The organism is Aquitalea sp., assembly GCF_030150775.1.
Taxonomy (GTDB): domain Bacteria; phylum Pseudomonadota; class Gammaproteobacteria; order Burkholderiales; family Chromobacteriaceae; genus Aquitalea; species Aquitalea denitrificans.
Window position 1 is genome coordinate 14739 of record NZ_JASLFG010000034.1, and the last position, 22363, is coordinate 37101.

The window sequence follows — 22363 nt, forward strand, 5'->3', positions numbered from 1 at the left end:
TTCCATTGAATCCCGGAAAAATCTGATTATCCGGCTACTGGCCGCTTGCTAGATTGATAGGGTTGTCTTGCGGTGAGCACCGCTTGTTTGCCGGCAACCCGGCTGATCCTGTCTGCATATACTGCCCGGCAGTGCTATCGGGGTCTGCGCGGAATTTTATTACAGGAGGCAGCGGTGACTGATGACTTTTACCGGGAGGCGCGCGATGTATAACCTGAATGATCTTTTCGTGATGGTGCAATTCCATCTGAATTACATATTGAAATGCATGCCCTATATCCTGGCGCATTTTGTAATTCTGTTTCTGCTGAGAAATATCCTGTTGAGATCATTCTCTACCCGTCAGCGGGGAGCCGGTTTCTCAGCTTTTGTCGCCACTGATTTGTACTATCCGTTTTGTCTCATCCTGCTGATGCTGCTGTTGTCGTGGATGGTGATGGCGGGTATGTATCTTTACCTGAATCTCGGCTTTTACCTTGGCGGGGATTTTGTTTTCCTGGCCGGTGTGCTGCTGGGCTGGCGCATGGGCTGGCCGGTGCTGCTTGTTCAGGTGTTGTTGATGGCAGCCTGGTTTTTCCAGATAGGGCGCAGTGGACTCCTGATTACCTACGTCATGTTTGATTCCGTCATCTATTTTGCGGTCGGCCTGTTTTCCGGTAGCCAGTTTGATGTGGAGGAGGGGGACTACGACACCAGCGATATCCTGCTGGTATGCGTAAATAAACTCATTGCAGCACTGATGTCGACGGTCTGCTGGATAATGCTGATGCGAGACTCCTGGATTTCCGGCATCAATATCCTGATCCATCGTCTGGTGGGGTGGCCGTTTGCCTCCTTGCCCATGATTTTCCTGGTGCTGTTCCTGATGAAGCAGGACGCCAGGCAACGAGACCTGCGTACTGCCCGAAAAGCAGAAAACCCCGCCTGAGCGGGGTTTTTGCTGACGGAGTATCAGGCATCCAGTCCGGCCTGGGCCAGCTCTGCCGCCCGCACGACCGCGCGCGCCTTGTTTTGTGTTTCCTGCCATTCGGATTCGGGCACCGAGTCGGCCACGATGCCGGCACCGGATTGCACGTAGAGCATGTCGTTCTTGATGACGGCAGTGCGAATGGCGATGGCCAGGTCCATGTCGCCATTGAAACCGAGATAGCCGACAGCACCACCGTAAACGCCACGCTTGGTGGGTTCGAACTCGTCAATGATTTCCATGGCGCGCACCTTGGGTGCGCCAGACAGCGTACCGGCGGGGAAGGTGGCCTTGAGAATGTCGATGTTGGAAACATCCGGCTTTACGTGGCCTTCTACGCTGGAGACGATGTGCATCACGTGGGAGTAACGCTCGATTACCATATTGTCGGTAATATTGACGCTGCCGGTGTTGGCAACCCGACCGATGTCATTGCGGCCAAGGTCCATCAGCATGACGTGTTCGGCAATTTCCTTGGGGTCGGCCAGCAGTTCTTCGGCCAGTGCTTCGTCTTCTTCGCGGTTCTTGCCACGCACGCGGGTGCCGGCAATCGGGCGTACGGTAACGGTTTCCTGTTCGCGGCGCACCAGGATTTCCGGCGAGGAGCCCACGACGTGGAAGTCGTCAAAATGGTAGAAGAACATATACGGTGACGGGTTCAGGCTGCGCAGGGCGCGGTACAGCGAAAGTGGTGAGTCGCTATAGGGCATTTGCATGCGCTGGGCTAGCACCACTTGCATGATGTCGCCATCGACGATGTAGCGCTTGCATTGCTGGACGGCCTGCTTGAACTCTTCCTGGCCGTATTCGGAGACGGCCTTGCTGATTTGCGACGGCAGCGATAGTGGAATCTCCATCGGCTCACGCAGTCGTGCCCGCAACTGGCCCAACCGGCTTTCTGCCTTGGCCAGCGCATTCGGCACGGCTGGGTCGGCATACACGATCAGGTAGAGCTTGCCGGACAGATTGTCTACCACGGCCAGCTCTTCGGACACCATCAGCAGAATGTCGGGCGTGCCGATAGGGTCGGGCTTGCGGGTGTTGGCCAGGCGCTTTTCCACGTAGCGGATGGTGTCATAGCCGAAGTAGCCCACCAGGCCACCAGTAAAGCGCGGTAGTCCGGCTACCGGGGGGGCGCAGAAGCGTTGCTGGAAGGTTTCGATAAAGGCCAGCGGATCGCCTTCGTACTGTTCGATTACCTTGTCGCCATACTCCACCTGCACTTTGTGTGCGTTGACACGCAGGCGTGTGGTGGCCGGCAGCCCGATGAAGGAGTAACGGCCAAAACGTTCACCCCCGACTACCGATTCCAGCAGATAGGAGTAGGGCTGGTTGGCCAGTTTGAGATAGACCGACAGCGGTGTGTCGAGATCGGCAAACAGTTCCAGCGTGACCGGGATGCGGTTGTAGCCGGCCGCAGCCAGCTGGTTGAATTCTTCATGCGTCATGAGTGCGCTACCTTGAAACCGGATTGAAAGCGAAAGGGTTGGACAGAATGTGGCTTAGCGTTGCCATCGCCAACTGGCCGGTGCGGGCAGGAAAGTCATGATGCAGGGTTGATCCATATGGAATGAAGTTGTGGGCCTTATTTTTTCATCAAATCGTACAGTTCGGCAAGGTTGTCGATTACCAGATCCGCCTGTAGCTGGCTGGCATCGGCATAGCCGTAATTGACCGCGATGGCCACGGCACCTGCAGCACGGGCGGACAGGATGTCGTTTTCCGAATCGCCAACCATCGCCAGTTCGCTGGTCTGTATGCCCAGCACATCGCAAACATGCTGTAAGGGCAGGGCGGAAGGTTTTTTCTCGGCCAGGGTGTCACCACCGATTACCAGGCTGAAGGCTTCACGCAAATCAAGTTGTTCCAGCAGGGGTACGGCCAGGTATTCCGATTTGTTGGTCACCACTGCCACTGGTAGCTGCAAGGCGCGCAGCAGGCCCAGGCCATCACGCACGCCCGGATAGACGCTGGTGTTGTCGGTGAGATGCGCATGATAGTAGCGAACAAAAAAGTTGAAGCCCTGTTCCCAGACAGCGGCATCGGCCTGACCGTGGCGTTCGTCGGTGATGGCGCGGTGCACCAGGCTGGCAATGCCGTCGCCAACATGTTCCTGGATGCGCATGTTTTCCAGGGCTGGCAGGCCCAGATGCTGGCGCATGGCATTGGCAGCGGCGGCGAGGTCGGGAATGGAGTCAACCAGGGTGCCATCCAGGTCGAAGGCAACGGCTTTGATATGTTTCAGATTCATGGGACAGGCAGTATTCAGTGTTGTGCGGTGTCCGGCAGTTGCCGGATGTCGATGACGGTTTCCATGCCGAATTCTGCACTGAGCAGATGATCGGCAATCTTGCGGGCGGCCTGTGGCGGGCTGCTGAGTCCGCCCTCACGCTTTAGGGCATCAAAGCGTTCGCGGTTGGGGAATTGTTGAGGATCGCTGCTGCGGATGCTGGCTTGCATGTCGGTATCGACAACACCGGGGTAGATGGCTGCGATGCGGGCCGGATTTGCACGGGCCAATTGCTCTTGGGCGACATGCCGGCAGAAGTGGTCCAGCCCGGCCTTGCTGCTGCCGTAAACACCCCAGCCCGGATATGCCTTGATGGCTGCGCCAGAGGAAATGCAGGCGATACGCAGCTCGCAATCCGGTTCGTCGTCAAGGCGCAGTAGGGCATCGGTCAGCAGCATGGGGGCCGTCAGGTTGATGGCAATGGCCTGGCTCAGTTCGGCTGCCGGGTAGAAGCCGGCGGTAGCAATCGGCGTGACGACACCGGCATTGTTGATCAGCAGCAATTGCCGCACGTCGTGCAGGGGAAGCAGTTGCAGCGACTCATCCATCAGGCCTTGCAGGGTTGCGCTGTCTGCCATGTCTGCCTGCAGGAAGTGCAGATGGCCTGCATGCTGTGCCGCCAGTTGCTGCAAGGCATCGCTGTGCTGTCGTGCCAGGCCGATCACCACGAAACCGCGTTGCAGTAGTTCGGCGCACAGCGCAAGACCCAGGCCGCGCGATGCGCCGGTAACAATGGCGGCCCGCATCAGGCTACCTTGGCCAGTTCGGTGCGCATGGCGGCAATCACGGCCTGATAGTCGGGCTGACCATAAATGGCCGAACCGGCGACGAAGGTATCGGCACCTGCGGCAGCTACGGCGGCGATATTGTCCACTTTTACGCCGCCATCCACTTCCAGCCAGATTTCTCCGCCATGCTTGGCGGTATACTCATCGATGCGCTGGCGCGCGGCGCGCACTTTCTCCAGCGCATGCGGAATGAAGGACTGGCCGCCAAAACCCGGATTCACCGACATGATCAGCACCATGTCGATCTTGTCCATCACGTGATCCAGATAGGACAGCGGGGTAGCCGGGTTGAATACCAGGCCAGCCTTGCAGCCGGATTCCTTGATCAGGCCAAGGGTACGGTCGATATGTTCGGAGGCTTCCGGATGGAAGGTGATGATATCGGCACCGGCCTTGGCAAACATCGGCACCAGGCTGTCCACCGGCTTGACCATCAGGTGTACGTCGATGGGGGCTTGCGTATGCGGGCGGATGGCTTCACATACCAGGGGGCCTACGGTCAGATTAGGGACATAATGGTTGTCCATGACATCAAAGTGAATGATGTCGGCTCCGGCGGCGATGACGTCGCGCACCTCCTGGCCCAGACAGGCAAAATCGGCGGATAGGAGGCTGGGGGCAATACGGAAGTCGCGCATGGTCTACCTTGCAAACACGGATGGAGTCATAAAATAGGCGCTTATTCTACCGCGCCAGCACGACCGAGCGCGATAAAATGCAGCACACCAGCACAAGGAAAACAGCATGGCAGACAAAATCTACCAGATTGAAGTAGAAGCCGAACCACACTACATCGCCGAACAATCCAATGTGGCGACCGACGTTTATGTGTTCGGTTATCGCATTCGTCTGACCAATACCGGTAACGAAGCCGCCCAACTGATCAGCCGTCACTGGATCATTGCCGATGCCAACAATCAGGAGCAGGAAGTGCGCGGCATGGGCGTGGTGGGTGAGCAGCCGCGGCTGGAGCCCGGCCAGACTTTCGAATACAGCAGCGCTACTCATCTGAAAACACCTTATGGCTCGATGCGGGGCAGTTACCAGATGCTGGCGGATGACGGCAAGCGTTTTGATGTCGCCATTCCGGAAATGACGCTGGTTGCACCGCGCGTATTGCATTAAGTGGTGCCAACCCGGCACTGCCACGCTCTCACCCCGCCAGTTCCGGTACGGTATGCGGGGTGTGCCCAATCTTGTGCTGGCTGCGGCTGGCCACCCGACAGGTAGTCTTCATGCGTTTTACCCATAGCGGCCCCGCGCCCGCAAACCGTAACGACCTGCAAACCCTCAGAACGCTGCTGCCGTATCTGTGGGCGTTCAAGGGCAGGGTGCTGCTGGCCCTGAGCTGCATGATTCTGGCCAAGGTGGCTGCGGTTACCGTACCACTTTATCTCAAGGATATTGTCGACCGCCTGTCTGTTCCGGCCACACTCCTGGCCGTGCCAGTGATGGCGCTGGTGGGGTATGGTGTGGCCCGGCTGACATCTAGCGTGCTGGGCGAATTGCGCGATGCTGTGTTTGCCCGCGTCATTCAGGGGGCGGTACGCAGCGTGGCGCGCGGCGTGTTCCAGCATCTGCTCCGCCTGTCGCTGCGTTTTCATCTGGACCGCCAGACCGGCGGCATGAGCCGGGATATCGAGCGCGGGACCAAGGGCATAGGCTTTCTGCTGAATTTCATGGTGTTCAATATTCTGCCGACACTACTGGAAATCGGCATGGTGTCGGTCATTTTGTTCAGTCGCTATGCCTGGGTGTTTGCTGCGGTCACGCTGGGCACCATTGCCATCTATATCGTGTTCACCCTGGTGGTGACCGAATGGCGTACGGTATTCCGTCGCAGCATGAATGATCTGGACTCGCGCGCCAATGCCAAGGCTATCGATGCGCTGATCAATTACGAAACCGTGAAGTACTTCAATAATGAGCAGTACGAGGCCGCCCGCTATGACCGCAACCTGGCGGCCTGGGAGGCTTCTGCCATCAAGAACCAGGTGTCCCTGTCCATGCTTAACGCCGGCCAGGGTGTCATCATTGCCAGCGGTGTCACCCTTATCATGGTGCTGGCAGCCAACAGCGTGGTGCAGCACAAAATGACGGTGGGTGATGTGGTGCTGGTGGCCACCTTCATCACCCAGCTTTATACCCCGCTGAATTTCCTTGGTTTTATCTATCGCGAAATCAAGCATTCGCTGGCAGATATCGAGCGCATGTTCGGTCTGCTTTCCACCCACCAGGAAGTGGACGACGCCGCCGGTGCTGTGGCACTGGATACCCGGCAGGCCGGAATCCGCTTTACCGATGTCGAATTTGCCTATGATGACAAACGCACCATTCTGCACGGGCTGGATTTCGAGATTCCTGCGGGTAGCTCTTTGGCTGTGGTTGGTGCCAGCGGGGCCGGCAAATCAACCCTGTCGCGCTTGTTGTTCCGCTTTTACGATGTGTCCCGTGGCAGCATCAGCATCAATGGCCGCGACATCCGCCAGCTTACCCAGGACAGTCTGCGCGCGCACATCGGCATCGTGCCGCAGGATACGGTGCTGTTCAATGACAGCATCTACTACAACATTGCGTATGGACGCCCAGGAGCCAGCCGGGACGAAGTCATGGAGGCTGCCCGTTCTGCACACATCCATGACTTTGTGATGAGTCTGCCCGATGGCTATGACACCCAGGTGGGGGAGCGTGGTCTGAAATTGTCTGGCGGTGAAAAGCAGCGGGTGGCGATTGCCCGTACCGTACTGAAAAATCCGCCCATCCTGGTTTTCGATGAAGCAACCAGTGCACTGGATTCCCGCACGGAAAAGGCGATTCAGCACGAGTTGGCAAGCATCTCGGCCAACCGGACCACACTGATTATTGCGCATCGGCTGTCCACCATTGTAGATGCCGACCAGATCATCGTGATGGATGCCGGCCACGTGCTGGAGCGTGGTACTCACCGTGCGTTGCTGGAGCAAGGTGGTCGCTATGCCGAGATGTGGCGGTTGCAGCAGGAGCAGCAGGACGGCGAGGAGGTGCAGGCCTGAACTGGGCTGGCGTGCGCCGGCGATGGACATATCCATGAACGCAAAGCTGCCGTTGGCAGCTTTTTTATTGCCAGCGGCAGTATCTGCAAATCAGCCGGTCAGCACTGGCAAAGAAGGCTATACCCAAAGAGCGATATGCCGAATGAAATTACTTTGGCATTGACAGTTTGTTTAATAGACATTCAAATAAGATTGATAGATGATCGCAATCACTTGATCGCGCAAGCTAACTGAAACCGGCTGTGCGGCCAGGGCTGGCGGCATTGTTGGTGCAGGGCCTGCTGTCAGTGAGGATCAGCTGTCATGGCAACCGCATACCTGGGAAAACATAGCAAGGGAGCTTAATGTCTGCGATGAGCGCGTATGGCAGCCGCAAGCTGATCCGGGTGGTCTGGCCCTTTGTAACGATTGTCGCGGCCTTGCTGCTGGTAAGTGTGTTCAGTCTGAATGTCCTGTCTACCATCCGCGCCTACGTGGGTGGTGAAGGGTTGTGGTCCAAGGCGCAGAAAGATGCCATCTACTATCTCTCGCGCTATGCCGCTAGTCGTTCCGAGCAGGATTTCCATGCTTACAAGTCAGCCATTGCCATCCAGTTGGGCGACCGTCAGGCGCGGCTGGCGCTGGATCGCGCATCACCCGATTTGGAACTGGCACGCGCCGGACTGCTGCAAGGGGGCAATCATCCGGATGATATCGACAATGTCATGGCGGCTTTCTTGTGGTTCCGGCACATCAGCTATCTGAGCCAGGCCATTCATTACTGGGAAATAGGCGACCGCTACGTGGCGGAAACATCAGCCATTGCCGAGCGGCTGCACAGCGGTTTCAATCATGGCTACATCAGCGACGATGAGCTTCAGGTGCTCAGGCGACGCATTGTCGAGATCAATGAGGAACTCAAGCCGCCGGCACGAGCATTTTCCGAAGTGCTGGGTGAGGGCTCGCGTTTTGCCACCACCTTGTTGCTGTGGCTGAATCTGCTGGCAGGCTCGGCCCTGTTGCTGCTGACGGTGCGACAAGTACGGGCGCTGCTGCGTCAGTCGGCCCGCTTTCAGGCTGAACTCAATGCTGAGAAGGACCGCGTGGAAACCACCCTTAATGCCATTGGCGATGCGGTGATTACCATCGATCTGTCCGGCCAGCTCGGTTACCTCAATGCAGTGGCCCAGCACCTGCTTGGCGGTGGCCAGCAAGTGTTGGGTCGCTATTTTGAAGATGTCTTCTCCATGATTGACCTGTCCGGCAGCAGTATGGATCTGGTCACCACCAGTCAGCTGCGTGCCCACTGCGAAAGCAAGCAGACTTTCCCCAGTTTGCGACTGCAAGGCATAGATGGCAGCAGCCATATGGTTTCGCTGGTGGCTTCGCCCATTCGTGATGCGCAGGGCGTAGTGGATGGCCTGGTACTGGTACTGCATGACAAGTCCATCGAGCAGCAATACATCAACCATCTTTCCTGGCAGGCCGCACACGATGCATTGACCGGGCTGTACAACCGGCGTGAGTTTGAACAGCGCGTAACGCGCGCCCTGAGCCGGCTGATGGTGACTGATACCTCGCATGCGTTGCTGTTTGTCGATCTGGACCAATTCAAACTGGTCAATGACACCAACGGCCATGCTGCAGGAGATGAGTTGCTGCGCCAGGTTTGCCGCGTGCTGCAGGAGCAGTTGGGCTTGTCCGATGTGTTGGCCAGGCTGGGTGGAGATGAGTTCGGGGTCTTGCTGGAGGACTGCCGTATCGATACTGCGCTGGACAAGGCCGATCGCCTGCGCCGTGCAGTACAACTGGCAGGTTTCCAGTGGGAGGGGATTCCCTTTTCCATCAGCACCAGTATTGGTCTGGTGTTTCTGGGCGAGCCGGGTGCTACGCTGGCCGAGGCCATGCAGGCAGCGGACATTGCCTGTTACATGGCAAAGGAAAAAGGCCGCAATCGCATTCAGTTATACAGTTCGAAAGATACTGAGCTGGCAGTCCGTTCGGTAGAAATGGCCTGGGTGCAGCGCTTGCGTTCAGCCATGGAGGAGGAGCGTTTCTGTCTGTACAGCCAGGACATCATCCCCTTGCTGCATGAAGGGAAAAAGAGCGGACGGCATGTCGAGGTGCTGCTGCGTTTACGGGATGAGGCCGATAGCATCATCCTGCCTGGTGCATTCATTCCCGCCGCCGAGCGCTTTGGCTTGATGCCCGACATCGACCGCATCGTGGTGCGTCTGGCGTTTGAAACTTTGTGGCAGCGTCAGGAGCAGGGCGATCATTCAATCTCGCTATGTGCCATCAACTTGTCCGGTGCCACGTTGTGCGATGACAATTTCCTTGATTTCATCCGTCGGCAGTTTGTCAGCTATGCCATTGCACCGGGGATGATCTGCTTTGAAGTCACGGAAACCAGTGCCATTTCCAATCTGCAGCAGGCCACACGTTTTATCAGCGAGCTCAAGGGCCTGGGCTGCCATTTTTCACTGGATGACTTTGGTGCCGGCATGTCCTCTTTTGTCTATCTCAAGCATCTGCCGGTGGATTACCTGAAAATTGATGGCAGTTTCGTCAAGGACATGGTGAATGATTCGGTGGACCGGGCCATGGTAGAAATGATCAACCATATCGGACATGTGACCGGAAAAAAGACGATTGCAGAGTTTGTCAGTGCCCCGGAAATACTTGCTGCATTGCAGGAGATCGGCGTGGATTATGCGCAGGGCTATTATATTGGCGAGCCGCAACCCTTTGTTTATCCTGCTCATGGCCAGTCAGAATCCGCCGTATACCGCTGGCCCGACCGCAATTGATACGGACCTTTTCAGGAAAGAATGAAAGCATGTCAGACCAGCAGCAATTTGTCCGCACCGGTCCGCTGATGGATGTTTGCAGTTATCCAGCCTGGACGCAGGAGTTGGTCCACTATTGCGACCGTTATAAAAGCGCGGTGGTGGAGCACGAATTGTTTACCCGGATGCAGGAAGCCCGACTTGATCATGTAACACACAAGGCCTTTCTGTCCGGTGGTTGGCCGGTGATTGAGCAGTTTCCGCAATACATGGCTATGAATCTGCTTAAAATCCGCTATGGCCAAGGGCTGGGGCAAGATATGGCACGCCGCTATCTGATCCGCAATATCCGGGTAGAACAGAACCATGCCGATCACTGGGTCAACTGGGCGGCTGAATCTGGGGTAGATGTTCCTGCCATGGTGCATGGCACACAGGCGCTGGAAACCCTGTGCCTGAGCCAGTGGTGCTGGCAGGTGTGCGACCGGGATACGCTGGCCGTGGCCATGGCAGCAACCAACTACGCCATCGAAGGGGCGACCGGTGAGTGGTCGGCCAGGGTGTGTGCCAAACCGCATTATGCAAACCAGTTTGGTGATGCGGTGCGCACCAAGGCCATGAAGTGGCTGAAGCTGCATGCCAGATATGACGATGCCCATCCCTGGGAGGCACTGGAAATCATCGTCACCCTGGTAGGACCACATCCATCGGTAGAAACCATCAGCCAGTTGCGCCATGCCATCTGCAAGAGCCATCAGTTCATGCGGATGCTGCTGGATCACTATATGCGCTCGGCTGTACCGCTGGTTAATGCCCCATTGCTGATGCCTGCCTGATTTGTAGCCAGTGGCAGGACAGCGCCTGGCTAGTGCAATGCCGCATGACCGGGCGGCGTGTGCATGATAAAGTCGATTGTGTACAAAACAGGGCTGTCATTGATAGTCTCTGCTACGCTCCATCGATGGCGGCGCAAAAGATGCCCGTCAGCATGTCATGTCAAAGGATATATTGTGGTTAACATCGCCGAGCTTCAGCCGCAGGCCGTTTGGGAGCATTTCCAGACCCTGTGCGACATTCCCCGTCCTTCCAAGCACGAACAGCAATTGCGCGACTATCTCAAGGGCTGGGCCGAGTTGCGCGGTTTGCAAACCGTGGTGGACGCCGCGGGCAACCTGATCGTACGCAAAGCGGCAACGCCCGGTCTGGAAGATCGCGTCGGCGTGGTATTGCAGGGGCATCTGGATATGGTATGTCAGGCCAATACCGGCACCGAGCACGATTTCTTCAAAGACCCGATCCGCCCGGTATTGCAGGATGGCTGGCTGGTGGCGGAGAACACCACCCTCGGTGCCGATAACGGTATCGGCGTTGCCATGGGCCTGGCCGTGCTGGCCAGCGACGATATTGCGCATGGCCCGGTGGAAGTGCTGATGACGCTGGACGAAGAGGCCGGCATGGGCGGTGCACTGGGTCTGGAGCCAGGGCTGTTGCAAGGCAGCATGATGATCAATATCGATACCGAAGAATGGGGCGAGTTTTACATGGGCTGTGCCGGTGGCGTGGATGTCAACGTCACACGCAGCTACGCTACCGTTGCGCTGCCAGCCGGCTATCAGGCGGTATCCCTGTTCATCCGTGGGCTGAAGGGCGGGCATTCCGGGGCTGACATTCATCTTGGCCGCGGCAATGCCAACAAGCTGCTGGTACGTTTGCTGCGTGAACTGGAAGCCGAAACCGATCTGCGCCTGGTGTCTTTTGTCGGCGGTACCGCCCGTAATGCCTTGTCGCGGGAAGCGGTTGCCGTAGTGGCCTATCCGGCCGCGGATGCAGACCTGCTGGCGGCCAAGCTGGATGCCTTCCAGTCCTTGCTGCGTTTCGAACTGGCCGGTGTGGACGAGGGTATCACCGTGGTGGCCGAGGTGTGCAGTGCCGATGTCGTGCTGGATGCTGCTGATCAGGCTGCCATCCTGGCGGCCTTGCATGCCGCCCCGCACGGGGTCAAACGCATGAGCCAGCGGGTCAGCGGTGTGGTGGAAACCTCGAACAATCTGGGCGTGGTGCGGGTGGAAAATGGCAAGGTATTTGCCAACCTGATGGTGCGTTCACTGCTGGATTCCGGCACCTGGATGCTGGCGCGGGAAGTTGAAAGCTTGTTTGGCCTGGCCGGTTTTGCCGTGGAAATGGAAGGCGGCTACCCGGGCTGGGCACCCAATCCGCAGTCGCCGTTGCTGGCCTTGTTCCAGCAGGTTTATACCCAGGAGTTCGGTGGCAAGTCCGGCGTGCAGGTGATTCATGCCGGACTGGAGTGCGGCATCATCGGTGCCAAATATCCCGCCATGGACATGGTTTCCTTCGGACCGACCATTCGTGGTGCCCATGCGCCGGGCGAGCGGGTGGAGCTGGCCTCGGTTGACAAGGCCTGGCAACTGCTCAAGGCCGTGCTGGCTGCAGTGCCACGCCGCGCTTGAGCGGGGTTGGGCATGTATACAACGGCGCCGGCAGCAGCCGGCGCTTTTTTGTTGCTGGCATCAGGTCGGGGTCAATCTTTCTTGCGGGCGCGGGGGTGGGCGGCATCGTACACCTTGGCCAGATGCTGGAAGTCCAGCGCGGTGTAGATCTGGGTGGTGGACAGATTAGCGTGCCCCAGTAGCTCTTGTACCGCCCGCAGGTCGCCGGATGATTGCAACAGGTGGGTAGCAAACGAGTGGCGCAGCATGTGCGGGTGGACATGCCTGTCCATGCCGGTGCGGATCGCCCATTCGGCTAGCCGTTTCTGTACCTGTCTGGCACCAAGACGCTTGCCGTGCTGACCGACAAATACCGCCTGGCAGCCTGTTTCGGCAGCTCTTTCCTGCAGCCATTGCTGCAGGTATTCCCGCGCAGTGCGGCCGATGGGGAGTAGCCGCGTTTTGTTGCCCTTGCCGTGTACCCGTACCAGTTGCTCGGACAAATCCATATCGGCCAGATTAAGTGCTACGGCTTCCGATAGACGCAGTCCAGAGGAATACATCAGCTCGAACAAGGCCCGGTCACGTAGACTGAGCATGTCTTCGGGTGGAATGTGTTCCAGCAGCGCTGCGGTGCCGTCAACGGGCAGTGCCTTGGGCAGTGGTTTGTCCTGCTTGGGGGCACGCAAGCCCAGGCAGGGGTTGGCATCAAGCTGTTGCTCGCGCAACAGCCAGTCGTAAAACTGACGCCAGGATGACAGCTTACGTGCCAGGCTGCGGCTGCCCATGCCGCGTGCGTGCAGGGTAGCCATGGCCTTGCGGATGTCGTCTGGCCTGACGTGCAGCCAGTCACGCTCACCCAGCAGGCTTTGCAGCCCTTGCAGGTCGCGCAGGTAAGCGTCCTGTGTGTGCGGGCTCTTGCCCTGCAAGCGCAGTTGGGCGGCAAAGCCTTGTAGCAGGTCGGATGTTTCAGCCACGGCGCAGTCTGGCCATATTGGCCAGTCGTTCGAACAAGGAGATGTCCTGCTCGTTTTTCAGCAATGCCCCGGCCAGAGGTGGCAGGCTGGCATTGCCGTGACCTTGTGCCAACTCATCGCTGTCTATGCCTTCGCTACCCAGTAGCTTTAGCCAGTCCAGCAGTTCCGAAGTAGTGGGTTTCTTTTTCAGCCCCGGCAATTCGCGGATGGCAAAGAATACTTCCAGTGCCTGCGCCACCAGTTGCTGTTGCAAGCCGGGGTAGTGCACGTCGATGATGGCCTGCATGGTTTCCCGCTCCGGGAAGCGGATGTAGTGGAAGAAGCAGCGGCGCAGAAAGGCGTCCGGCAGCTCCTTTTCATTGTTCGAGGTAATGATGATGATGGGGCGCTGTCTGGCGCGCACGAACTGCTGGGTTTCGTGCACGAAGAATTCCATCTGGTCCAGCTCGCGCAGCAGGTCGTTGGGGAATTCGATATCGGCCTTGTCGATTTCATCAATCAGCAGCACCGGTGCGGTATCCGCCTCGAATGCCTGCCACAACTGACCCTTGATGATGTAGTTGCTGATGTCATGGACTTTGGCATCGCCCAGTTGCGAATCGCGCAGGCGCGATACCGCATCGTATTCATACAGGCCGTGTTGGGCCTTGGTGGTGGACTTGATCGGCCAGATGATCAACTGGCGTCCCAGGCTGGCGGCGATTTCTTCGGCCAGCATGGTCTTGCCGGTACCGGGTTCGCCCTTGACCAGTAGCGGGCGCTGCAGGGTAATGGCGGCATTCACTGCCACCATCAGGTCGTCGGTGGCAACGTAGTGTGTGCTGCCGCTAAAGCGTGTGTTCATGTGGGTTAGCCCTGTTGTTATCAAATACTAAAGCCGCCGCGGGCAGCCGGGGCGGCTTTCATACTGCCGGGAGCATGGTTCACAGCCCTCGTGCCGTGAATCCGGAGCCTGTGGTTTTAGCGCACGAACTGGCGTTCCAGGTCTTCCAGGCTGATATTCCACTCTTTCATCATGTGGCGCAGCAGGACGATTTCCGGATCGCTGATAGTGCCATCGGACTTGCTGATATCCATGGCCAGCACGCAGGTGAGAATGCGTTTGTTCGGGTCGGTAACTTCCGCCAGCATGGCTTCGATGCGGTCGGTGTCCAGCAGATGGATGGTGCCATCCTGTTCTGCTTCATCCGAAATGTCGTCACAGTAGTCGACCAGGACCTGGGCAAACTGTTTGCGAGGCAGGTTGATGAGGTCGTAGACGTTGACGTCTTCCAGCAAGTCCAGCTCGCGCGGATCCATATTGCCATCGGAAATCATGAACATTGCCAGCAAACGGGCAATAGCCTGTGGACTGTTGATTGGATATGGACGCATCACGGAATCCCCTGTTGTTATTGATTGAGTCTTGTGACGAAGGCCGGTGGCATGACTGCCACCTGGCGGGTCTGGTAGTCGAAAAAGACGATTCCCGTCTTTAATCTTGCCACTTCTTTGCCGCTGTTGCCATCGATTGCCTGGTAGACGATATCCAGCCCATATTTGTTGGAGTCGCATACACCCAGCTTGAATAGCAGACTGTCGCCATGAAAGGCCTCGGCCCGGTACATTACCGCAGCATCTGCCATGATAATGCCAACACCCTCGACATCCAGTTCGCTGTAGCCCATGCTCTTGAGCCAGCGCAAGCGCGCTTCGTGTGCCAGCCGCAAAATGGCATCGTTGGCCATGTGGCCGCCGTAGTTGATATCGCCGATGCGGACGTCCATGCTGGTCTGATAGATGAACTGATCGGGAAGGGCAATCTTGATACGGGCCATGATTTCACCTGAATAAAATGACTTTCAGTCTAATCGACTGTCTTAATCTGTATCAACCGCTGGCAGGCATGGTTTGATAGACTGAATGCATAGTAGCAACACACACAAGGAGAGGGTTATGTACCAACGCATTTTCGTGCCGGTGGATGACAGCGACACTTCCAACCTTGCACTGGCTGAAGCATGTCGGCTGGCCAAGAGCATGAACAGCACCATCCGGCTGGTGCACGTGGTGGATCTGGCCCAGTTTGGCTGGGGCGGTACCGAATTCCTGGATGCGGCAGAACTGCAAAAGTCCATCAAGCAGGCTGGCGAGCAGGTGTTGGGACAGGCTCAGGCGCAGGCGGTGGCTGCGGGGCTGACTCCGGAAGTGAAGATTCTGGAAAGTTGGGGCGACAAGATTGCCTCGGTGCTGCTGGATGATGCCAATAGTTGGGGTGCGGACCTGGTGGTGATGGGAACCCACGGCTGGAGCGGTTTGATGCACATCCTGATGGGTAGTGTCGCCGAGGGACTGCTCAAGCAGGCAGATGTACCGGTGTTGCTGGTGCGTAACGCCGGCGAGTAAACCGGGTGGCCCGGTCTGTGCTGGCAGTCGGGCAGGTATGAGTAAAGGGCAGCAGCGCTCGCCATGCATGATGAGCGCTGCTGCCCTCAGGCCCACAAAAGGACAATCAGCTTGCGGTGGCTTCGCTGCTGCCTTCCTGGGCTTCCATCTTGGCACGTACTGCCTTGCGCAGGCTCTTGTACAGGTCAGGGTGGGTTTCCTTCAGATACTCGACGATTTCGAAGTCTTCGCGGCGTACCTTGGACAGGTCGATCTGCTCGACGTGAACCAGACGCAGCAGTTCGCGTACTGGCTTGGGCATGTTGCGACCGCTTTCATAGCGGGAGCCGCCAGACTGGGTTACGCCGATGCGGCTCCAGAATTCCTGCTGGTTGAGGCCGAGCTTGCGACGGATTTCACGCGGATTGGTGATTTTTTCAAAGAGTTTCATGGGTTGTTCCTCTTAAAAGGCTAAACAGTATTGTATTGAATTATTGTTTTGGCTTAGGACACTGCCCTATGTCCTAAAAATAGCAAAGAAAATCCATAAGGAATAATCAGATTTGAAAAAAATCATTAAGTTCCATGATGGATTACACACGCATGACTGCTATGTTAGCGTATTCTTATCTATGAATACAATGGAATGAACCCCATTTGGCCGAAAAATGGTAGCTGCAAGTAGTAAACATGTACACAGATGATGGAAAAGCTAAGAGGGGGGGGGGGGGGTGGCGAGCCTGACCCTCGGCACTTGCACTAAGTAAATATGGCTGCTTCCTTCCGGACCTGACCAGGTTTGCTACCGTACAATGCGAGGAGACCCGCCGTAGAAGAGTGCGAATAATAGCGGGTTTCATTCTGTTTGCCAAGCGGGATATGCCGGCATCGCCGTTCAGGCCCGATGAGGTACGTGCACCCGCATTTTTGTGTACGGCATATTGCCGTCTGCCAGGCAGTCGGGGCAGACTTCGCCTTATACCGCATTTGTCTACAGGATTGCGCCATGTCTTCTTCCTACCTTTCCCTGCTGCGTACGCTGGTGGCGTTCGATACCACCAGCCGCCATTCCAATCTGGAGCTGATCGACTGGGTCAAGCAGTACCTTGCTGCTTACGGCGTGTCATGCCAGCTCACGCTGAATGACGAAGGAAGCAAGGCCAATCTGTTTGCCCGTATCGGCTCTGCTGATCAGCCTCTGCTGTTGCTGTCGGGCCATACCGATGTGGTGCCGGTTGATGGCCAGGCGTGGACGTCGCCACCGTTCGAGCTGACCGACAAGGGTGATGGCCGCTGGTATGGACGGGGCTCTGCGGACATGAAGGGCTTTATTGCCTGCGTGTTGTCTCATGTGCCGCACTGGGTTGCGCTGGCGGGGCAGGGGCGTTTGCGACAGGGCTTAGGCATTGCGCTGTCTTATGATGAAGAAGTCGGCTGTCTGGGTGTGCCGCGCTTGATAGATGGCCTGCTGCAGGACAAGGTGGCTGTGGCTGGTTGCATTATCGGTGAGCCTACTTCGATGCGACCGGTGATTGCGCACAAGGGCATTGCCCACTATCACTGCCATGTACAGGGGCGGGCCGCGCATTCATCGCTGACGCCGCAAGGGGTCAATGCCATCGAATACGCCGCGCGGCTGATTACCCATGTGCGCAGGCTGGCGGATACCGAGGCTTCCTTCGGTCACCACCAGCCTTTATATGATGTGCCGTTTACCACGCTGCAAACCGGCACCATTCACGGCGGTACCGCCAACAATATCGTCCCCAAGGATTGCGAGTTCACTTTTGAATGCCGCTGGCTGCCCGGAGATGATCCGCAACGCTTTGTCGATTCGGTGCGGGATTATGCCGATAATCTGCTGCTGGAAATGCGCCAGGTGGCTGCCGAAGCCGATATCAGCATCGCCCCTCACGTGTACTGCCCGGCCTTTGAGGCCACGCCGGACAGCGAGGTACTGCATTATGTGGAAAAGCTGTGCGCCTGCCACGGCGGTGATGGTGTTGCCTACACCACGGAAGCCGGTGTCTTCCATGCTGCCGGAATACCTTGCGTGGTGCTGGGGCCGGGTTCTATCGAGCAGGCACATCGCCCGGATGAATTTATTGAGGAGAGTCAACTGCTTGCCTGTTTTGACTGGCTGGCCCGGCTGACTGACGAGTTGTGTCGCGTGCAGGATCCGGCCTGACAAATAATTTTGCATGGTCTGGCAAATCACTTCAGAATCGCCGCTCCGGTGACCCCGGAATCCGTGGCACCCGTTCAGGTTATCGCTTGAGTGGGCTTGAATTTTGTCGTGATGAGAGAGCAAATGAAACAGGACAGCAGATCCTCGGCCTCCGCAGGTGCCGGCAAGGCGCGTGACGGTTTTACCTCCAGCTTCGGTGTGCTGGCAGCAACGCTGGGCTCGGCCGTAGGCCTTGGCAATATCTGGAAGTTTCCCTACCTGACCGGTACCAATGGCGGTGCCGGTTTCCTTATCGTCTACGTTTGCGCCACCTTGCTGGTGGGCCTGCCGGTGATGATTTCCGAAATCATGCTGGGGCGTCGGGCCAAGTCCGACGCGGTGACGGCACTGAAGAAGCTGGCACCTGCCGGCCAGCCGTGGTGGCTGATCAGCGCTTTTGGCGTGTTGTCGGCTTTCCTGATCATGGCTTTCTATTCCGAAGTCGCTGCCTGGGTGTTCGCCTATGTGTTCAAGGCTATCGGTGGTGGAATTTTGTCCAGTAATCCGCAAGTAACCTCATCGGCATTTGGCAAACTGATTGCCGATCCAGTGCAGTCACTGCTGTGGCAATGGCTGGTATTGGCGCTGATTGGTGGCATTTTGCTGATGGGCGTGGCCAAGGGTATTGAGGCTGTTACCAAAAAGCTGATGCCGGTGCTGTTTTTGTTGCTGGTGGTGATTGGTGTGCGCAGCCTGATGCTGCCGGGTGCCATGCAGGGGGTGAGCTTCCTGTTTACCCCGGATTTTTCCAAGATTACCGCTGGTGTAGTGCTGACTGCTGTGGGCCTGGCATTTTTCAAGCTGTCCATTGGCATGGGCACCATGATGACTTATGGCAGTTACTTCCGCGATGATCAGAACATTCCGGCCACTACCCTGCGGGTGATGTGTGCCGACCTGTTTGTTTCCATGCTGGCCGGCATCGCCATCTTCCCGGCGGTGTTTGCCTTCGGTTTCAAGCCGGAAGCCGGCCCCTCGCTGTTGTTCATTACCATTCCGGCGGTATTTGCCAGCATGCCCATGGGGCAGCTGTTCATGGTGGCCTTCTTCATCTTGGCAGCCATTGCCTCTACCGGTGCCATGCTGTCGATTCTGGAAGTGCCGGTTTCGGTATTGAGCGAGCGCTTTGGTATCAGCCGCCCCAAGGCCACGGTGATCAATCTGCTGGTGCTGGCGCTGTTCGGGGCGACGTGTGCCTTGTCCAACAGCACCATGGCTGACTTCAAGCTGTTTGGCATGACCATGTTCGACCTGTTCGACTTCGTTACTTCCAACATCCTGATGCCGCTGGGTGGTATTTTCCTGTGCCTGTTCGTGGGCTGGGTGTGGGGCTTTGATCGCCTGAAGGCGGCCTTGTCCAATGAAGGCCAGCTGCACAACGAGGGCCTGGTGCGCGTGTTGCTGGTGGTGGTGCGCTTTGTGTCACCGCTGCTGATTCTGGTGGTGATGCTCAAGGGCTTGAAGTTGTTCTGAGCCTGCATCGGTCTGCCAGCTTTACGGCACGCAAAAGGACCATCCGTGACGGGTGGTCCTTTTTTATTGGCAGCGTTGCAGTTTTGCACGGACAGAAGTAAAAGATTTTTACGAATAGTCTTTTAACTGGATTTGATCAATAAAGCGTGAAATGATGGCTGCTCACCGTATACCCGTTCCGGGGAAAGGCTATACATGCCTCAGGTCAAGCCCCTGATTTTTACCTTACAGCAACTGGCCATGCCCGACCGGCTGCATGCCTTGTGCCGCGAACTGTCGGCACTGGTGCCGGATCGTCAGGAAGGGCCGTGGTCGGAAGAGGAGGTGCGCGAGCTGATTCATGGCTGGCGCATGATGGCATTCTGCCAGGAGGACGAGTTGGTAAGCGCCCACCCGTTTCATTCGGCTGATGGCCTGTTGCACACCGTGGTATTCGATACCTGTCAGGCCTGATTTCAGGCGGGCGTGTAGTGCGGGTGCTGGTGGCAGCCCTGCAGATGGTCGTTGATCACGCCGGTTGCCTGAAGATAGGCATAGATTACGGTGCTGCCGACAAAATTCATCCCTGCTTTTTTCAGTTCCCGACTGATGTTATCCGATAGTGCCGACGTGGCCGGGCATTCAGCAGGTGACTGCCAGTGATTCACCAGGCTGCAACCGTCAGTGTGCGACCATAGCCACTGGTCAAAGCTGCCATGCTGTTGCTGCAACTGCAGGAATACCTTGGCATTGCGGATGGCGCTGCGTATTTTCAGCCGGTTACGTACGATGCCGCTGTCCAGCATCAGGCGCTCCACGTCCTCCTCGCTCATCTGCGCCACTTTTACCGGATCAAAACCGTTAAAGGCTCGGCGATAGCCGTCCCGCTTGCGCAGGATGGTGATCCACGACAAGCCGGCTTGTGCGCCTTCCAGAATCAGCATCTCGAACAGCTTGTGCTCATCGTGCTGCGGGCGGCCCCACTCTTCATCGTGATAGGCAATATACAGCGGGTCGTCGCCGCACCAATGGCAGCGAGACAGGGGGGCTTGGGGCATGCGGCGCTCCAGAATGGCCCGGCAATGGCCGGGCCGGGCGGGATCAGGCGAGGTTGTGCATCAGGATGTCGCAGGACAGGCCGGTTTTTTGCAGGCCCTGACGGCTGGCCAGGTTGATGATCAGCGGGTTGCGGATATTGGCTTTCAGCTCACCCAATGCCGGATGGGATTCGGACTCGGATTGTTCCTGATACAGCAGTACCAGAATGACTGCGTCTTCCGGTTTGCTCAGTTCCAGCCGGGAAACTTCTTCATCGCTCAGTTCCACTTCGTAGCGCACACCCAGTTGGGCCGGGTGGGTCACACTCAGGGTGATGCCTGCATCGTTCAGCGACTGCATCCAGAATACCGATGGATTATCACTATCCGCATTATGGAACAGCTTGAACTGGGTGCAGTTTTCCAGGGCCGGGATGCCTTGGGCAAAATTGATGATGGTGCTTTCATCCACTTCTACGGTGCCGAGTTGGCTGGAATTAAACAGCATGATGTTCTCCCTGTGGCAGATGCCAGCATTATGCATCAAGCCTGCGTCGGCGACGATGCCGTTGTGCTGTACGCTTCATGCTTGCGGGAAGCGCCCTGCTGCTTGGTGGCATTCATATATTGCCCTCAATTGGGCACCGGATCGCCTGAAAGCGGTGCAAGCCGTTAGAATGCTGCACCATGATGAATCTTTCTTCCTTGTATCCGCAAATCGAAGCCGCACTGTGCAGCTGTGACGTGACTGCCAAGCTGGTGGCCGCCGAGGCCATTCATGCCGCCTGGCAGGGCGGTCAGCTGCAACGGCTGGATGCGCCTTTGTCACGTTTGCCGGTGGCGGGGCACCCGCCAAGGCCGGAACTGGTGCATGCCACCAAGGTGCCGCGGCGGCGTCCCGGCTCGCCACTGGGGCAGCCGGCCATGTTGCACGCCATTGCCCACATCGAATTCAATGCGGTCAATCTGGCCTTGGATGCCGCCTGGCGCTTCCGCGACATGCCGGATGCTTATGTGGGTGACTGGCTGCGCATTGCCGCAGAAGAGGCCCGGCACTTCCGGCTGTTACAGCAGCGTCTGCAGCAACTGGGCTACAACTATGGTGATTTCCCGGCGCATAACGGGCTGTGGGATATCTGCCACCATACCGATCACGATGTGCTGGTGCGCATGGCATTGGTGCCGCGTGTGCTGGAGGCGCGCGGGCTGGATGCCAGCCCGGAGCTCAAACGCAAGCTGGCGAATATTGGCGATCATGACAGCGTGGCCATTCTGGACATTATCCTGCAGGATGAAATAGGCCATGTGCAGGTGGGCAATCACTGGTTTCACTGGCTGTGCCGTGAGCGCCAGCTGGACCCGGTGGCCACCTTCAGTGATCTGCTGGCCAAGCATGACCTGACCGCCCATCGCGGCAGCTACAATCTGGATGCCCGGCGTTGCGCCGGATTTACCGAAGCCGAGCTGCTCTGGTTGCAGCAGGCCAAACCAGAACAGCCAAGCTCCCAACGCTAAGTGACGTTGGTGAGCGCAGCGGCGGCCTTGTGCCTGCGTGCTGCACCCTGCGCTGGCCATGGGTGGTGTACCTGGCCCTGGCGGTGTCATGTGCATTGATTGGCCATGCGCCGCTGATGGAAATAATGATGAGGGAGACCGACGATGTGGAATGTCATTCGCCGTATCCGTATGCGGCGCAAGCAAGCGGTGTTGTGCCTCTTGGCGGCTACCTTGGCCTTTGTGCTGAGCGCCGGGATGTTGAGCGGTCTGAGCTTTGCCCGGGACCCGTTGCTGACCGTGTGCTGGGCGGTGTTGATGGTGTGGTCGCTGCTGGTGCAGCTTCTGCTGCTGGCGATGCTGGCCAAAAAACCATGAAGCAAAAAATGGCATTGAAAACAGGGATTTAATGCAGGCTGCTCCTTGGGTTTAATGCTTGACGGTGCTGGTGCAGGCGGCGCATAATCGCGCCGCAACATATTAGAAAAGGCCCCTGATACGGCGGGGCCTTTTTGTTTTT

Annotated in this window: 24 protein-coding genes and 1 other RNA gene; 13 read left to right on the plus strand and 12 right to left on the minus strand. The window is 57.4% G+C overall.

The genetic code is table 11. From position 1 onward, the window contains the following. The first annotated feature begins 205 nt into the window (after window positions 1-205). Entirely contained in the window at window positions 206-928 is a 723-nt protein-coding gene (locus tag QVF59_RS10975) for a hypothetical protein (RefSeq protein WP_287879767.1), read from the plus strand. A gap of 23 nt (window positions 929-951) precedes the next feature. Here the strand turns inward: QVF59_RS10975 and trpE are convergent, their stop codons facing one another. The 4 genes from trpE to rpe form a co-directional block, all read right to left on the minus strand. Further along, window positions 952-2415: an anthranilate synthase component I gene (trpE, locus tag QVF59_RS10980; RefSeq protein ID WP_287879769.1), complete on the minus strand. Its 1464-nt coding sequence runs from the start codon at window positions 2413-2415 to the stop codon at window positions 952-954. 137 nt (window positions 2416-2552) lie between these two features. Next, complete coding sequence (locus QVF59_RS10985; RefSeq protein WP_287879771.1) at window positions 2553-3218, minus strand: phosphoglycolate phosphatase; 666 nt, start codon at window positions 3216-3218, stop codon at window positions 2553-2555. A gap of 14 nt (window positions 3219-3232) precedes the next feature. After that, window positions 3233-4003: an SDR family NAD(P)-dependent oxidoreductase gene (locus QVF59_RS10990; RefSeq protein WP_240902482.1), complete on the minus strand. Its 771-nt coding sequence runs from the start codon at window positions 4001-4003 to the stop codon at window positions 3233-3235. Continuing rightward, a complete protein-coding gene (gene rpe, locus QVF59_RS10995; RefSeq protein WP_159877931.1) occupies window positions 4003-4683 on the minus strand; it encodes a ribulose-phosphate 3-epimerase in 681 nt (226 codons plus the stop codon). Before rpe ends, QVF59_RS10990 begins: the two co-directional genes overlap by 1 nt. A gap of 106 nt (window positions 4684-4789) precedes the next feature. Between rpe and apaG the strand changes: the two genes are divergently transcribed. The 6 genes from apaG to QVF59_RS11025 all read left to right on the plus strand — a co-directional run bounded on the left by apaG (window position 4790) and on the right by QVF59_RS11025 (window position 12313). Beyond that, complete coding sequence (gene apaG / locus QVF59_RS11000; protein ID WP_159877929.1) at window positions 4790-5170, plus strand: Co2+/Mg2+ efflux facilitator ApaG/CorD; 381 nt, start codon at window positions 4790-4792, stop codon at window positions 5168-5170. 110 nt (window positions 5171-5280) lie between these two features. Continuing rightward, window positions 5281-7077, plus strand: coding sequence for an ABCB family ABC transporter ATP-binding protein/permease (locus QVF59_RS11005; protein WP_287879776.1), 1797 nt, complete (start codon window positions 5281-5283; stop codon window positions 7075-7077). A gap of 34 nt (window positions 7078-7111) precedes the next feature. Beyond that, on the plus strand, window positions 7112-7240 hold the full coding sequence (locus QVF59_RS11010) for a hypothetical protein (RefSeq protein ID WP_276608553.1): 129 nt from the start codon (window positions 7112-7114) through the stop codon (window positions 7238-7240). Window positions 7241-7421: 181 nt separating this feature from the next. Further along, window positions 7422-9866, plus strand: a complete 2445-nt coding sequence (locus QVF59_RS11015; RefSeq protein WP_287879781.1) for a putative bifunctional diguanylate cyclase/phosphodiesterase — start codon at window positions 7422-7424, stop codon at window positions 9864-9866. Between the two features lie 29 nt (window positions 9867-9895). Next, window positions 9896-10681 carry an iron-containing redox enzyme family protein gene (locus tag QVF59_RS11020; protein WP_159877923.1) on the plus strand — a complete coding sequence of 262 codons (786 nt, stop codon included), beginning with the start codon at window positions 9896-9898 and terminating at the stop codon, window positions 10679-10681. Between the two features lie 174 nt (window positions 10682-10855). Next, window positions 10856-12313 carry an aminoacyl-histidine dipeptidase gene (locus QVF59_RS11025; RefSeq protein ID WP_287879786.1) on the plus strand — a complete coding sequence of 486 codons (1458 nt, stop codon included), beginning with the start codon at window positions 10856-10858 and terminating at the stop codon, window positions 12311-12313. A gap of 71 nt (window positions 12314-12384) precedes the next feature. Here the strand turns inward: QVF59_RS11025 and xerC are convergent, their stop codons facing one another. The 4 genes from xerC to QVF59_RS11045 all read right to left on the minus strand — a co-directional run bounded on the left by xerC (window position 12385) and on the right by QVF59_RS11045 (window position 15086). After that, window positions 12385-13269: a tyrosine recombinase XerC gene (xerC, locus tag QVF59_RS11030; RefSeq protein ID WP_240902481.1), complete on the minus strand. Its 885-nt coding sequence runs from the start codon at window positions 13267-13269 to the stop codon at window positions 12385-12387. Next, a complete protein-coding gene (locus QVF59_RS11035; RefSeq protein WP_287879789.1) occupies window positions 13262-14113 on the minus strand; it encodes an AAA family ATPase in 852 nt (283 codons plus the stop codon). Before QVF59_RS11035 ends, xerC begins: the two co-directional genes overlap by 8 nt. 116 nt (window positions 14114-14229) lie before the next feature. Continuing rightward, window positions 14230-14643: a TerB family tellurite resistance protein gene (locus QVF59_RS11040; protein WP_205677429.1), complete on the minus strand. Its 414-nt coding sequence runs from the start codon at window positions 14641-14643 to the stop codon at window positions 14230-14232. Between the two features lie 17 nt (window positions 14644-14660). Continuing rightward, window positions 14661-15086, minus strand: a complete 426-nt coding sequence (locus QVF59_RS11045; protein ID WP_287879791.1) for a thioesterase family protein — start codon at window positions 15084-15086, stop codon at window positions 14661-14663. A gap of 118 nt (window positions 15087-15204) precedes the next feature. Between QVF59_RS11045 and QVF59_RS11050 the strand changes: the two genes are divergently transcribed. Next, entirely contained in the window at window positions 15205-15654 is a 450-nt protein-coding gene (locus QVF59_RS11050; protein WP_089085375.1) for a universal stress protein, read from the plus strand. Window positions 15655-15760: 106 nt separating this feature from the next. On the opposite strand, the gene QVF59_RS11055 is transcribed toward QVF59_RS11050, so the two are convergent. Then, window positions 15761-16084: a helix-turn-helix domain-containing protein gene (locus QVF59_RS11055; RefSeq protein ID WP_089085376.1), complete on the minus strand. Its 324-nt coding sequence runs from the start codon at window positions 16082-16084 to the stop codon at window positions 15761-15763. 279 nt (window positions 16085-16363) lie between these two features. Further along, window positions 16364-16462: signal recognition particle sRNA small type (gene ffs, locus QVF59_RS11060), an RNA gene on the minus strand. Between the two features lie 177 nt (window positions 16463-16639). On the opposite strand from ffs, the gene argE reads away from it, so the two are divergent. The 3 genes from argE (at window position 16640) to QVF59_RS11075 (ending at window position 19786) form a co-directional block, all read left to right on the plus strand. Further along, complete coding sequence (gene argE / locus QVF59_RS11065) at window positions 16640-17821, plus strand: acetylornithine deacetylase (RefSeq protein WP_287879795.1); 1182 nt, start codon at window positions 16640-16642, stop codon at window positions 17819-17821. A 123-nt stretch (window positions 17822-17944) separates the two neighbouring features. Beyond that, window positions 17945-19333: a sodium-dependent transporter gene (locus tag QVF59_RS11070; protein ID WP_287879798.1), complete on the plus strand. Its 1389-nt coding sequence runs from the start codon at window positions 17945-17947 to the stop codon at window positions 19331-19333. Between the two features lie 195 nt (window positions 19334-19528). Continuing rightward, on the plus strand, window positions 19529-19786 hold the full coding sequence (locus QVF59_RS11075; RefSeq protein WP_159877909.1) for a hypothetical protein: 258 nt from the start codon (window positions 19529-19531) through the stop codon (window positions 19784-19786). Between the two features lie 2 nt (window positions 19787-19788). On the opposite strand, the gene QVF59_RS11080 is transcribed toward QVF59_RS11075, so the two are convergent. Continuing rightward, a complete protein-coding gene (locus QVF59_RS11080; RefSeq protein WP_287879802.1) occupies window positions 19789-20370 on the minus strand; it encodes a DNA-3-methyladenine glycosylase I in 582 nt (193 codons plus the stop codon). 43 nt (window positions 20371-20413) lie between these two features. Continuing rightward, window positions 20414-20857: a flagellar assembly protein FliW gene (gene fliW / locus QVF59_RS11085; RefSeq protein ID WP_159877905.1), complete on the minus strand. Its 444-nt coding sequence runs from the start codon at window positions 20855-20857 to the stop codon at window positions 20414-20416. Window positions 20858-21036: 179 nt separating this feature from the next. Here fliW and QVF59_RS11090 point away from each other — a divergent pair, with 179 nt between their 5' ends. Together QVF59_RS11090 and QVF59_RS11095 are read left to right on the plus strand one after the other, a co-directional pair. Further along, on the plus strand, window positions 21037-21864 hold the full coding sequence (locus tag QVF59_RS11090) for a ferritin-like domain-containing protein (protein WP_287879805.1): 828 nt from the start codon (window positions 21037-21039) through the stop codon (window positions 21862-21864). Window positions 21865-21929: 65 nt separating this feature from the next. Next, a complete protein-coding gene (locus tag QVF59_RS11095; RefSeq protein ID WP_287879808.1) occupies window positions 21930-22253 on the plus strand; it encodes a hypothetical protein in 324 nt (107 codons plus the stop codon). Window positions 22254-22363 lie beyond the last annotated feature (110 nt).